At 57.7% G+C, this 13197-nt stretch carries 15 protein-coding genes; 11 read left to right on the top strand and 4 right to left on the bottom strand.

Annotated elements, in window-relative coordinates; all coding sequences use genetic code 11:
• Positions 1–578: 578 nt before the first annotated feature.
• A complete protein-coding gene (locus tag E5Z01_RS17835) occupies positions 579–1184 on the bottom strand; it encodes a hypothetical protein (RefSeq protein ID WP_135230601.1) in 606 nt (201 codons plus the stop codon).
• 198 nt (positions 1185–1382) lie between these two features.
• Here E5Z01_RS17835 and E5Z01_RS17830 point away from each other — a divergent pair, with 198 nt between their 5' ends.
• The 6 genes from E5Z01_RS17830 to E5Z01_RS17810 all read left to right on the top strand — a co-directional run bounded on the left by E5Z01_RS17830 (position 1383) and on the right by E5Z01_RS17810 (position 8864).
• Complete coding sequence (locus E5Z01_RS17830) at positions 1383–3005, top strand: M3 family metallopeptidase (RefSeq protein ID WP_135230600.1); 1623 nt, start codon at positions 1383–1385, stop codon at positions 3003–3005.
• Positions 3006–3018: 13 nt separating this feature from the next.
• Positions 3019–3177, top strand: a complete 159-nt coding sequence (locus E5Z01_RS19665; protein ID WP_158591557.1) for a hypothetical protein — start codon at positions 3019–3021, stop codon at positions 3175–3177.
• A 94-nt stretch (positions 3178–3271) separates the two neighbouring features.
• The gene (locus E5Z01_RS17825; protein ID WP_135230599.1) at positions 3272–4924 is read left to right on the top strand and encodes a hypothetical protein; all 1653 of its coding nucleotides are present in this window, start codon (positions 3272–3274) and stop codon (positions 4922–4924) included.
• A gap of 106 nt (positions 4925–5030) precedes the next feature.
• On the top strand, positions 5031–5351 hold the full coding sequence (locus tag E5Z01_RS17820) for a hypothetical protein (RefSeq protein ID WP_135230598.1): 321 nt from the start codon (positions 5031–5033) through the stop codon (positions 5349–5351).
• Positions 5352–5505: 154 nt separating this feature from the next.
• Positions 5506–6849 carry a hypothetical protein gene (locus E5Z01_RS17815; RefSeq protein ID WP_135230597.1) on the top strand — a complete coding sequence of 448 codons (1344 nt, stop codon included), beginning with the start codon at positions 5506–5508 and terminating at the stop codon, positions 6847–6849.
• Between the two features lie 605 nt (positions 6850–7454).
• Positions 7455–8864 carry a hypothetical protein gene (locus tag E5Z01_RS17810; protein ID WP_135230596.1) on the top strand — a complete coding sequence of 470 codons (1410 nt, stop codon included), beginning with the start codon at positions 7455–7457 and terminating at the stop codon, positions 8862–8864.
• Here E5Z01_RS17810 and E5Z01_RS17805 read toward each other — a convergent pair.
• On the bottom strand, positions 8861–9121 hold the full coding sequence (locus E5Z01_RS17805; protein WP_135230595.1) for a hypothetical protein: 261 nt from the start codon (positions 9119–9121) through the stop codon (positions 8861–8863). The genes E5Z01_RS17810 and E5Z01_RS17805 overlap by 4 nt on opposite strands.
• Positions 9122–9279: 158 nt before the next feature.
• Between E5Z01_RS17805 and E5Z01_RS17800 the strand changes: the two genes are divergently transcribed.
• Entirely contained in the window at positions 9280–10122 is an 843-nt protein-coding gene (locus E5Z01_RS17800) for an IS5 family transposase (RefSeq protein WP_135230594.1), read from the top strand.
• Here E5Z01_RS17800 and E5Z01_RS17795 read toward each other — a convergent pair.
• The gene (locus E5Z01_RS17795; protein ID WP_135230593.1) at positions 10119–10379 is read right to left on the bottom strand and encodes a hypothetical protein; all 261 of its coding nucleotides are present in this window, start codon (positions 10377–10379) and stop codon (positions 10119–10121) included. The genes E5Z01_RS17800 and E5Z01_RS17795 overlap by 4 nt on opposite strands.
• A 46-nt stretch (positions 10380–10425) precedes the next feature.
• Complete coding sequence (locus tag E5Z01_RS17790; RefSeq protein WP_240738554.1) at positions 10426–10758, bottom strand: HNH endonuclease signature motif containing protein; 333 nt, start codon at positions 10756–10758, stop codon at positions 10426–10428.
• Between the two features lie 187 nt (positions 10759–10945).
• On the opposite strand from E5Z01_RS17790, the gene E5Z01_RS17785 reads away from it, so the two are divergent.
• From E5Z01_RS17785 to E5Z01_RS17770, 4 genes are all read left to right on the top strand, one after another.
• Positions 10946–11395, top strand: a complete 450-nt coding sequence (locus tag E5Z01_RS17785; protein WP_135230592.1) for a hypothetical protein — start codon at positions 10946–10948, stop codon at positions 11393–11395.
• A gap of 237 nt (positions 11396–11632) precedes the next feature.
• Positions 11633–12115 (top strand): hypothetical protein, encoded by a 483-nt coding sequence (locus tag E5Z01_RS17780; RefSeq protein WP_135230591.1) that lies wholly within the window; start codon positions 11633–11635, stop codon positions 12113–12115.
• Positions 12112–12726 carry a hypothetical protein gene (locus E5Z01_RS17775; protein ID WP_135230590.1) on the top strand — a complete coding sequence of 205 codons (615 nt, stop codon included), beginning with the start codon at positions 12112–12114 and terminating at the stop codon, positions 12724–12726. The genes E5Z01_RS17780 and E5Z01_RS17775 overlap by 4 nt, the downstream gene beginning before the upstream one ends.
• 15 nt (positions 12727–12741) lie before the next feature.
• Positions 12742–13197, top strand: a 456-nt coding sequence (locus E5Z01_RS17770; protein ID WP_135230589.1) for a hypothetical protein, incomplete at its 3' end; no start/stop codon positions are given.

Below are 13197 nucleotides of genomic sequence, written 5' to 3'. Positions count from 1 at the left end.
CGCGCCTTGCCGCTTCCTTTTGACGTGAGGCTCTTCAAGTACTGCTCCTGCTCAGCACTCAGCACGACCGCATACTGAATTGGGCGTCCCATAGGCTAAGTATTATAATTTCTAGAACGCTGTACTACACTACCTTCCGTTTTGGCGCATTTTTTGGGGCGGGGAGAATAGGCGTCATCAAAAAACCTGATGAGATAGTTTCGAAAAAGCCTGCTGCTATCGCTGTTTCTGGGATTATTCACGATTTTGGCCGTCTGGCACGCTATTTCAAAAACTGCAAGATGTCAGTCATCGCCAACGACAAGCCCACCGAAGGGTTTCTTGCCATCGGTACCGCCCTCGCCCCTATCGTCACGCTGATGCTGAAGCCGCAAAAGGACGACACCGACCAGTAGCCGACTGAGCATCACCGGGCCGCTGCCCCCCGTGGTGCTTTTACTCGTGGCACAACGGGGCAGGGCAGAGGGGCAGAGCGACTTGGCGGCGTGACCCTCTGCAGGAGCAAACGCAAAAAGCCTTAGCCCCACCCCGCCCTCTCTGGAGTTGCGCCCTGACGGGCGGGTCGCGCTGTCACTCCGTCAGCCCGAATGCGTTTCAGGCCACGGGACAATCGAATAGAGGAAGAGACGTGTTGCATCTATGGTTTGTGCCGAAGGATCAATCGGGTTAAATAATAATTCGCTGGAATTCCGTATTTCATTAGCAGATTGATACGAATATAGATGTAGCTCATCAAATTTTCCTGAAAGAATTTCCGATCTGTAGACGTTTCTGGCGACCGACCTGTGATATCCGCCAGGATTGACCAGGGCAATGACTTTTTTCCCGTCTTTCATGAAGATGACCGCATTGCGCCTTTTGCGTTGCACCTCAATCACTTCGTAACCGGCCTGGCGAATATTCAGATAGGCGTCACGTAGACAGACGTTCGCTTCGGCGCTCTGGCGTGTTGCCGCGTAGTAACCCGTGTAGCCCAGCAGTATTCGGCCTCGTGCGGAAAGCACCACCACTTGCCCGTAACTCGTTTCTAACTCACCGCACACCTTGCGGGCGAGGGCTGCCGCGACGAAATCGGCACCGAACTGCTGATCCGCTTCTGCACGAAACATCGCCCCAAAAATGTCAAGCTCTTTCAACAGAGGCATAAACGCCTCAGTCAGAAAGACTTTAATTGGCCCGGTCATCCGTCTCTCTTCCTTAGCCCTGAATGTGTCACAGCCCCCACAGCATATCTGAAACTCAGCGTTTCTCTGAGGCCAGCGAGCGCCGGAATAATCCGTGGGCGGTTCACTTCCAGCCCGGCGCAACAGCAGAAAGTCAATATATACACTGGAATGCCGCCGCATCCCCGCCTCTGACACCTCAGTGTTACCATCGCTGTCATGCTGCCCTCAGAGCAGGCGCAATCCATCCTGGAACGCCTACACGAACTGGAACGAAAGTCGGATCTTCCCCGTAGACTGATCCCTTTCGTTGAAGAAATCGATCACCTGCTCAGCCGGACTTACCAACTCGTTTCCGAGTTGGATTGCCAGTCCAGAACGCAACCCCAGAACGCCGAGGCCAGGAATGCCTACCGGACGTTCCTGGCCGAGTCCTATCCACCTATTGACGCTGCCTACCAGCAGTGCCTTCACCTCGCGCTGCCTCACTTTCAAGCCTTTCCTGACGACTGGAAACCAGCTTTCGCCGGTGAACTCGACCGTGAACCCGAAAGTCCCGGCACAACGCAACTGAAAGGTGACATTCTGGAGCAGGCCAGCCACTACCACAGCATTGCGGCTGGTATTGCTTACCCGCAGCCGGAGGGCAGCGCTGGACTCGCGCAGCAACTGCGTGACCCTGACCGCGCCGTGCGCCAGCACGCTTACCTCCAGTTGCAGGCAGCGGAAGATGGGGCGCGGCGGCCCTGGCAAGAGCTTTTCTCACGCCTTCACCGCGATAGGCAGCGCCTGGCGGAGCAGGCCGGATTCACTCACTACCTCGATTACCACCACGCGACCTCCAGTTTCCGGGCGCGGCAGCTTGATCCGGCGGAACTACGCCGGTTGCGCTTGGATGTTCTGCAAATCATCCGGCCGCTCCTCACTCAAATTCGGCAGCGCAAAGCCCAGTGGCTGGGTGTCACTGAACTGCGGCCCTGGGATCAGTCATTTACGCCCAGCGGCACGGTCATCAACGCTTTGCCCCACAACCCGGAGGCCCTGCTCGACGCGGTAACACTCATGTTGCAGGGCATTTCCCCGCCAATGGTCGATGCCTTCGACCAATTGAGGAAAAACGGCAAATTTCATGTCGCGTCAGCCAGCGAAGCACCCCGCGCCCCGTACACTTTCCTGCTCCCGGAAGAACGGCTGGCGTGGATGACCGTCAGTTATGACGCCACTGCCAACAGCGTCTTCCAGGTGCTGCACGAGACCGGACATTGCCTGCACTACACGTTGATGCCCGCAGATTCCTTGCTGGCCCAGCGTCAACCACCCCGCGAATACCGCGAGTTCGCCGCCCACTCCATGGAACTCCTGAGCCTCAAGCACCTTGACCTGTTCTTCCAGCGGGAGGACATCCCCGCAGCGGCGGACACCCTCCTGGAAAAAGCCCTGCAATCCATCGTGAGCGCGTGCATTCTGGACGAGTTCCAGGAGAAGATTTACAGTCGGAGATTCATCCAGCCCGACGAGATCAATTCGCTTTATCAGGAGCTTTTACTCAAATACCCGACCGGCATCTGCCTGGAGGGGCTGCTTGAACAGCAAGGCACCGGCTGGGCCAGTTGGCAGATGTTCTCAGCCCCCTTCTACGGGCTGGAGTACGCCCTGGCCTGGATCGCGGCCCTGACGCGGGAAACCGGCAATGCAGCGGCTGACCCACTTCGCATCTATGTACAGCGGTTCGACCGACCGCTCCACCAGATGTTCACTGCCGCCGGGAGCCTCCTTCTGCCATCCACTGAACGCCTCGAATCAGCCGCCAGGCAACTTTCAGGACAACTCATGATCACTTGATACAGTCCCAGACATGCCCCTCATGAAAAAACTGCTGCTGGTCTCCGCTTTCGCCCTGGCTACCGGTGTCACTGTGTTCGAGCGCGTTTCCATGCAATCCCCGGCGCTGATGGCTCAACAGCCGATTGGTGACGGCGATGCACCGGACAAACCCACTCGCGGCCGCGGCTAATAATCGCCTGAAAAACCAGTCAACAAAAGTCCACGCCTGTGGGCTTTTCTCAAATGAGGAGCCGTGAATGCTGACGCTACCTGACCTCCGCCAATTGTTTGCCGTTCAAGAGTGGGTGCAAGAGCATACACGCCAGGGCGTCGAGCCGGATGTGCTCATCACCAGCCTGGCCAACGTTGAGCAGCCCTTGGCCTGGCTGCGTGCTGCTGACCTGCTGCGAGAACAGAACAGATCAGACCCCCGTGGCGACGAGTTGATTTCCAGCGTCTACGACCAGGGGAACCATTACGAGAAGATGCTGGCGCTCATTGCCGAGCAGCATGGAAAACTACTGCGCGTCCTGCCTACACCGCGAATTATTGCGCGTGAAGTCGAGGCTGCTCTGCTTTCCCTGGCGGACGAAATCCAGAACTTATCACCCCACCCTCTCCGACTGGAGACCGAGTGGCGGTACATGCGGGCACTCCGCAGCACGTACTTCGCCCTCGAAGACTCGGATCAGATGCACCGCTGGAGTGCGCGCCTGCTGATGCTCGCCGAAGTCAGTCGAAATCCGGCCATGTTGCGCGAAGCCCAGCGTGTTCGCATGGCTGACCTGAACCGCTCGAATGAATTCTCTCGCATGGCTGCCATGCAACTGCCCGGAGACGACCTGAGCGTCCTGCCCAGTTACACCCTGGAGACGTTCAGGCCGCTCATCATCGGACTGACGAACCTGGCCGCCTTCCCCAAAATAGATCAACTGATCGCAAACGCCCCAGAGCACCTGCAAACGCATGACGCCATTCACGCTTACCAGACCTGGACTCACCTGTACGCTGGGGATCTCACCTTTCCGGACGTGCCGGACGTTCAGTTCCTCGATAAGTACCAGTGGCAGATCGAGGCGCTGCACCTCGCAGGAAATCAGGATACGGAATTTCCGTCACCGACCGCGCAGCAGCGCCGTCGTGAAGCGTGGCAGCGGGTTCTCGACCTCTCCAGTGAACAGCGGGTGGAAAATACCCTCACCGTGGATGTCCTGTTCAACAGCTGGTTGCGTGGACGCATGCACCTGGCCCTGGGGCGTTACGATCTGGCGTCCCACGAACAGAGGCATCTTCCCGTCGCCAGCCGTGAAATGCTGGCTGACCGGGCCTTGATAGCGGCATTGAAACTCGACATCGCCATGTCCCCGGCCCTACTTGAGGAAACATGGGTGCAGGAGGCGAGTCAGGAACTCAGGGCGGTGTTCCGAGACGCCAGAGCCATTCCATTCGCAGATACCGATACCCTGCGAAAACTGGTACTGCGCTGGCATCCGCAGGTGGCTGCCTACGCGGCCCTGATGGATGACCCCATCGTGGAATTCAGCCCCGTCGTTGAGAACATCATCGTCGCTATGGAGCGCACGACCTGGCGGGGAAAGCGCGTTCCACCCACCGTTTACCCTTACCTGACGCGCCTGGCACTGCGCCTGCCCACCATGCCACTTCATTTGACGGGCAATGCCCTGGCGCAGTTGCGCCGGATCGGGCAGGATGAGCGCTTCGATTTGCCGTTATGGGGGCCGCTCCTGACAGCTTTACCACTTGCTTTGTGCGCCCTTCGCCACGAGCCAGGGCGAACCCACAAAGTAGCTGAGATTCTGAACACGTTCGGATCGGGCGGACTGGAGCAGGATGCACAACTGCTCGAATTGCGTCAGACGTTCCAGAAGCCGGAAGTTGCTGTGGAAGAAGTCGTCGCGCTGCTGCGGCAGTCCTAGCACCTTGAGTGCCTGTGTATCACATTTATTGAGCGCACTGATTTAACGGGTACAGGTGAACTGATAACCTCCATATTCCATTAATGTCAAGGATAGGAGGCAACTCTTGCAAAACCCTCACAACAAAATCGCAAGTCCAGGTAATCTCGAATTCAACGCGTTGACCGAACCGGAAATCGATCTCCTGCTAACCCGTCTGCTTTGCCTGACGATGCAACTCCACGCCCTTGATCAAGGGGATCAGCCGTCAGATGAAATCGAATGGCAACTGGAGTCCGTCTACAAGCAAGTCGTCCCGATGATCCGGCCCGATTTACCGTACGCCGTCTTCTGCGAAGGCGAGGTGTATTCCGTCCGGATCAATGCTGACGGTGTGACTTTTCAGGCGCAGGCGGCGATAAGTGATTCGCTTGAGGCCACGGGGTAAGCGAACAGTGATTGCTCAGCAAGGTAGGCTAGCTCCAGCCCCTGCGCTCAAAGGAAGCGGTGTCACTTCACTTTCCCTCTTCCACGATATCAGCGGTGTCTTCCCCGCCTCATGTGCGAGGGCCCTCGGATACGTGATCGCTACAATGCAGGGCATGGCCCGCCCCAAGCTGCCCGAATCCGCAGAAATGCGTCAATTCGTGGCGGATTGCCACCAGCGTTTCGGTGTGCCGCTCTCCAATGAACTGGACGCCCAGACGCTCAAACACGCCTACCAGGGATGGGCCGCCGTCGTATGGATTGAAGAAAATTCTCCATGTTTGGTCGAGACGGAGATCCAGCAAGAAGCAAAGGGTAAGGTCAAAGCGGGGAACAGCACGGCCAAACGTCTCTGGCGGGAGCGTGTCGTCTTCGTCCCCGCCCTTCAGCGCCACTACCGCATTCCCAGGGACATGCCCAAGACCCTCCTGCGGGCCGGGGTACGGACGGGCCTGCTGCCAGCGGTGGTCTCACCGGAAGACGCGCCAGAAATCCAGGCCAGTCCCATCGAGTACGTCCTGACACTCGCCAACAAACCCAGTGTGCTGATCGACCGGGCCACCCGTGGCCCGAGCGGCTGGAACAACGTCACCTTGCAGTACCGGGAAAGCTTCGAAGATGGCCTGAGCCTCAACTACTTTGAGGAGAACGCCGCACCAGACACCCTGCGGACTCAACTGCTGAGCCTGGATCCGCGCACCTCAGATGTCTGGCGTCTGCTCACAGCCAAGGCGCTGGAGAACGAGCGCGACGACCTCTTCACGCCCATCACCATCAAACCGAGTGAACTGGCACAGGCGCTCGGTCTCAAATTGCATCCGAACGGCAGTGTCCGACCAAAAGATTCTGTTCGCTGCACGCAGAGCCTTTCACACCTGGCCCGCCTGTGGCTCACCCTGCCGAACGACCCCGACGGGCCACAGAAGAGAGTGCTGTCGGTCATGGAGATTGGCCGCGCCCGCAAGATCGACGGCGTGTCCATTCCCAGCAGCTGGACACTGGTGCTGGGGGATTGGGCCAAATACTTTCCCCGCTCCTACGCACCGATTTTTCGGAGCCTGGTGGAATTACCCGCCAACAGCGCGACCAATGTCTGGGCCAAGCAGATCGGCACGGAACTCACGTACTGGCTCAGGGAAAGCGGCAGCGACCTCAACCCCGTTCGCTATATCGAGGTCAGAACCTTGCTCAGCCGGGCGTCGATCATGCAGGACGTGCTTGACCTCCGTGAACAGCGCAATCTCAACCGGGCCATCGAACGCTTCGAATCCACACTGGAACTGCTGGGGAATCTCGGCCTGCACGAACGCTGGGGCTACGAGAGTAAAAGTGCCGCGAAACTGGATTTGACGCAGGGGAAGCCGGAATTTTTCGACGTGTGGCTTTCAAGCCTAGTGGAACTCCAGGTGCCAGAGACCTTCCTGCGTTCCATTGCTGAACTGGTGGAAACCAACCGGTAAAGGTACGTCCAGATCGGGTCAGGTGGAGGGCCGACACCTGACTGCCGAACGTTGACCATTTTTCATCACCTGAAACACGCCTCTTTTCAGGGGTTTGCTGACGTGTTCCATTTTTCCGACACCTGACTGCCGAAGCTGCCCCAGGTTGACCCAGGGGTTTTTCCGACACCTGACTGCCGACGAAATGCCTTATTCCGACACCCGACTGCCGAGCGACCCCCCAAAAACCGACACCTGACTGCCGTACTTTTTCGAGTTTTTTCGACACCTGACTGCCGAGCGACCCCCCAAAAACCGACACCTGACTGCCGAAGGCAATGGCAGAAAAGGCGTCTGGGAGCGCAAACGGTGAAATCCGGTTCCGGTAGTGAAAACTTGGGTTTTCCGCTCGGACGCATTTTTTGGTGTTTTAGACTGTGTATTACAGATCAACTTAGAAGATGTGATCTGCACGGAGGTCATGACAAACCAGAATCGCAGCTAAGCACAAAGGGAAGAACCCCATGCGCCAACACGGAGTTCTTCAGAAGATTCGGTAAAGAAAGGGGCAACAACACCCACAACTTACCGGAATGTCCCCCGTTCTTGCAACCGGGAGTCTTTTCATGATTCATTCCGATGCCACTGGTCGCGCCGCCGCGATCTCGCAGGGCCTGCTGGCCCGGTTCGTTGCGCCCCTCTTTCCAGAGAGCGCCTTCACGCCACACCCTGACACCCTCCACTCAGCCCCCGGCACCAGATCACAAGCTCACCAGAGGGCCGTGAAGCCCTCTCCAGAGATTTTCAGGACATCCAATACCCCTGACGTGGCTGCTGACCCGCCAATAGGTCTTTTTGCTCAAAACGCGGCACGTCAGGTCAAGGCATGGAGCAAAGTCAGGGAGCGCGTGAGTAAAGCGGCCCAGCACCGGGCGCAGAAGTCCGAGGCCAAAGCTCAGAAAAAAGGGGAGGCGCAGCCCGACCCCCTGCCCCTCACTGACCTGCTAGACCGCGAGGCCGTCACTCCCCGCCGAGGCAAGGGGGCAGGTAAGGACACGTTCTGGAGATACGCCGTAACGGTATACCGGCTGGCCGTCGAGCAGTACCGCGCCCTGTGTTGCCGTGTACTTCCGCACCAGATCACCATTTTCACCAGCGCCGAACTCCTGGCGAAGATGTTTAGAGTCAACCTCAGCACGATCTACCGCTGGAACAAGCTGCTGGAGAAACTGGGTTACATGCAGGCCCGCGCCCATTTCGGAAGCTCAGCCGAAGTCCGCGCCGCCGCTGACGAGCGCAAATCCAGGGCAAAGGCCGCCCGCCAAGCCGAACAGGTGGAGGCCGGAGAACTGGGCGCGGCCACCCCACCCCAGGACGACCAGGGCACTGATCAGGACAGAGACACCGTTAAACGTAAGGGCAAGGACACGGTAGTAGACGGCATGGTGTACGCGGTGCGCTTACGCCCCGGCCACCGCGCACGCCTGCACATCGAGGACTTGCAGCACCAGTACCGCGACCTTGACGGCGACCGAGCCGCAGGCCGTACCGCGCACGCCATCATCAAACAGATGGAGGCCGGGGAAGCTGAAGCCGGAACCCCGGCCAACCTGAAAATGCACGGGTCAATAAACCCAAGAGAAACGGAATGGTTTTCAATCCTAAGAACATGGGCCGTAAGAGATTTCTTCTTAGAAGACTCGTTAGAAAATGACCCGTGCATTTTAGCTGACATCGAATTGCGCTCTGTTGAGGACGTAATCGAAGCCGTGACCCTCATCCGCGAGGTTCACGTCACCAAACGCAACCCTCTGATCGGCTTTCTGGCCGACGCCATGACCCGCGTGTTTCACGATCCCACGTACCACCGCGCCTACTGCAAACTGCTCTGGCAGGCATGGCGTGATGAAACCGAGGGCCGCGCCGGGTTGCAGGTTCTCATGGCCCAGCTTTCCCGCATCCACGCCGACCGCCAGGAATGGGCTGGACTCAGGAAACCGGGAGCACTACTCATGGCACGGATGCAGGCTGCTTAGAAGTCCACCCCCAGATGTTTGCGGTGCGCTTTCTCCGCTTTTGCCAACGCCATAAGCTGTGTCGCAGCGTCGTCCGTGATCCAGGGAAATTCCCCGCCCTGGTGAATCACACTGGCATGATGTCCCAACTGCATTGTGGCCTGCGCCTGAACAGCAGCGACCTTGGCGAAAGGCACCAGAACATTCGGCCGCCGCTCACCAGTCGTCAACAGATGGGCAAGTTCAAGAACCCACTCCAGAAAACTCACCGGTTCCATAAGTTGCCGACTCAATTCAACAAGGCCTATCGCTGAGCGTGAGGGTCGTGTATGGAATTCACGACCCTAGGAACACGCAACCTGCACAACACTGACTGAAGTGCGTGTATTAACGTCTTAAAGCTCTGCTGGACGCGTTTTTCATCTTACTGTGGAGCATGCCAGGGACTGGGTATAGCTCTGATTTGACGGACCGGGAGTGGGCTCTGCTTGAACCGCTCCTTCCCGGTCCACGTCCTACAGGACGCAAACGCATTCATTCTCAACGGGTGCTCGTGAACGCCATGCTCTACGTCCTGCAAACCGGCTGTGCGTGGCGCCTCCTCCCTGTGAACTTCCCCACCTGGGGCACGGTGTATGCCCAATACCGCAAGTGGCGTATCCGCGGAGTGCTGAAAGACGTCCACGACGTCCTCCGAGCAAGGGTTCGCCAGGCTGCAGGTCGGGACGCCCAACCCACCGCCGGCATTATCGATAGTCAAAGTGCAAAGACAACCGAAGCTGGCGGCATCCGAGGATTTGACGGTGCGAAGAAGGTCAATGGACGTAAGCGGCACATCTTGGTGGACACACTCGGCTTGATTCTCAAAGTTGTCGTGCATCCGGCCGATCTGCAGGACCGCGAAGGTGGAAAACTTGTTCTGGACGGAGTAAAAAAGCAATACCCAAAGCTGGACAGGGTCTGGGCAGACCAGGGTTACACGGGTGGCTTTCTCCGCTGGGCAAAAGACAGCTCGGATCTACTCGTCGAGGTGGTCTATCCGTGGTGGCGACAGGCCAAGCGGTACACGCCAGACCTGGTGGAGAGCATAGATCCCCGCAAGACGTTTCACGTCTTGCCACGCCGTTGGGTCGTTGAACGCACTTTCGCGTGGCTCGGCAAATGTCGCCGGTTGTCTAAGGATTACGAGGCTTTACCAGAAACGACAGAAACCCTGGTGTATCTGGCGATGATTCGGCTCATGCTACGCAGGTTGGGCCGCGCTCCACCAAACCGTTAGCAGAGTTCAATACTCTTCAGTAACCCTGCCTCGTCGAAGAGAATGAGCGCTGTTCCAAAACCCGTTTCAACCGAAAGCACTTTATTCGCATATTCAGAGTCGATGGCGTGAGCTGCCATTGCTATACGTGTGTGCTGCTCGTCCTGGAAATCAATTTCCACGAAGAAGCCTTCTCCCTTTGAATCAAACGGAGAGGCGTCCTTCGCCCCACGTCGAGCAAGCTCCTGGAAGATTTCACGGATATGGATAGAGGCCATTTGGGCCTCCATCATGGCATTGGAAGGGTTAGCAAACGCACTTTAGCTAAATAGACCTTTTGCCTGACTTCACGGCCATATCCTCCAGGTCGAACAGAGGTTCGAGTCCCTGCGCTTTTTTTCGCTGGACGTGCTCCACGGCCATGTGTGCCGCCTGGCTCGGAAGCACCAGCAGGTTCTCCGGGCTGAAGTCCTGCTTGTCGCCGTTGCGGTGGTGGACGACTTCACCTGGCATCAGTTCACGCCCCATATGTTGCGCGGCAACCAGGCGGTGAACATAGATCTGCCTCCGCAACTTTTTGTCCCACTTGCGCTTGTAACTCATGGTCACCCCTCTCAAAGCATAGCTGCGCCAGGTGATGGCCGGAACTTCCGTCACCAGGTCACCCTGTGGCGTCGAAAAAGGGAAGAGGCGGGGGCCGGGAGCGTCATCCTGCCTGATTCACTGGCACTCTTCATGGCTGGGCGCCAGGGGTGAGGTGCCGGAGTACGACTTGTGCAGTCTGAAAGACAATCGACGGAGTCTCTAGGGTTAAATAATAGTATAAGTGTGATAAAACTTTAATATGAGTAAAAAGGAATTCGTCAATCTGTCGAGCGTGGTCGCGGGAATCGAACCGAGACTCCAGCTTAAATACGTCCCCGCCTTCCAGCGAGCATCGAAAAACGGCCAGGTGGATTCGGTTCCCGTCGAGAAAACTTTTGCCGTGCGCGGCAGCAGCTTCCGTGAGCATGTCGTGCTGAACGACGCACGCTTTCAAAGCTGGCACCTCAAGGCGCTCAAAGACATTGAATTACGGGCGGTACGTGGGGCGGTGGCCTACGAGGATGACCTGAAATCAGGGGAAGTGGATTTCCTGTCGTTGGTCGAGCAGTACCGCAAGAATGTCAAACGCACCAAAACCCGAGGCAAACCCAGGAAACCCAGATTGGGCGAAGCGGTCACCGACACCACGCAAACTGCCGAAGACGCCAAGCCGGGCAGGTCAGAAATCACAGCGGCGGTGGGGCCATGAACCGTCCGGCGAACAGCACACCACGCACAGGCCGGGGCTACCCAGGTGAGGTGGGCGGAGGGCGGGCACAAACGGCAACGGTGCAACTGGGCGCTTCCCCTGACCATCGGCAGGATAAGGGTATGGTTATCGCTTTTTGGAAATCACGTCCAGAACAGTTCTTTCGCGGTGTCTGATCGTACCCAGTGGATATGCTCGATTTTTGCCAGTTTTGAAACGTGTTTTTTGGAGAGGTAAATGTCGAAATCAAACGCAGTGACAAAAGTTCAACTCCGCATCACAGGCAGCAATCTGAGGGTGCTGAAGCAGCAGGCCGAAGCGGAGAATCTGTCGGTCTACAACTACGGCGGTGATCTGCTGGAACGCGCCCTGAATTACGCCAGTAAAGAGGCGTCGGATGAACTGCTGGCCCCACATATTCGCCGGGCGGTGCGGCAGGAAGTCGACCGGATGCTCGAAACGCTGACTGAGCTGCTGCTGCGCGTCTACATGGAGGCCGGCACAGGGCGGCGGCTCACTCAGGCGGGATTGATGCTGCCCACGCAAATGCCCAGGGAGAAGGTGCTGGACTTGACAGAGAAGAACTGGGACAACACCTACCGGGAACTCCGTGACGATGTCAAAGGCATCAGTGACTGGCGAAAGTTGCTGATGAGTGGGCAGGGTTTGAAGCCCGCTGAATCACCGTCTCATGCCGAAGAAGTGGCTGAGAATTCATGACCACCGTCGTGAAGATGAACTACACGTCACCCGGCAGAGGCGATGCGAAAGCCCGAGCCGGGAGCGCCAGTCTCAAATACTTCACTCAGCGCCCCGACTGGGAAGGAAGGAATCCCGACCGGGAAGTGATTACGCGGGAAGGAAGATTCAAGCTGGAGCAGGACGGCGAAACGGCACACAGGGAACTCTCACGCATCCTTGCGGAAAGCCGGGGAGAACACCTCTACCGCGTGGTCATGAGCAGCGGCGATCAGAACATGACCGCATATGAAACCGAGCAGTGGGCCAGAAATGTGCTGGAGAAGAACGGGCAGCACGAATACCTGCTGGTGGTTCACGCCGGAGACCAGGGCCACTCGGAACACCCCCACGTGCATGTCCTGCTACCAGCCAGGGAAAAATTCGGAGTCGAGGAGATCAGGGAATGGAGGCGCAGCGGGGACGAGGAGCTGGCGGAGATGCACCAGGTCATTCATGTCGTTCCGCCGCTCCGCACTGCCGAAATCGAGGAGAAAGCCGCAGGGAAAGCGAGTGGTAGACAGGCGGAGCGGGAAGAGGACACACAAACCCCTTCCAGAAGGAAGTCGCTGGACGTTCAGTTCGAGCGTTGACAGGAGGACATTGCCGTGAGATTTCAGACCATCTACGTGGATATGCGGCCCGTTCTGACCAAGTGGTTGGGATTCGCAGCAGCGATTCTTTTTCTGTTTCTGATCCTGACGAGTATCAGGCCGGATTTCGAGGACGCAATGAATCAGTTCATCGCTGTGTACGAGAGGCAACACCACGCCGCAGGGAACAGCAGCGCCCTTGAGTTCTGGAACGCCTGTCTCGGTTCTGCTTCCTGCTGGAAGGGATTCATCTTTTCGTGGAGAGCGCCACTCCTCCTGAAAAGCTTCCTGCTGTCCGGCGCGATCTTCGGGATCTTCAGCGCGGCTTACGGCATGTGGTGGAGGGGTAGTGCTCCAGAAAATCCTTCAAGCGGCTTTGAGAGACTCAGCCACTTCCAGAAGCTTAACCCAGGGGTAGCTGTACCCCAAGACCGAATGCGGGCGGACGGTGTTGTACCAGGTGCGGAACTG

It is taken from the genome of Deinococcus fonticola (assembly GCF_004634215.1).
In the GTDB taxonomy this organism is placed as follows: domain Bacteria; phylum Deinococcota; class Deinococci; order Deinococcales; family Deinococcaceae; genus Deinococcus; species Deinococcus fonticola.
Note: the sequence above shows the minus strand (reverse complement) of the source record. Positions and strands in the feature narration are given on the sequence as shown.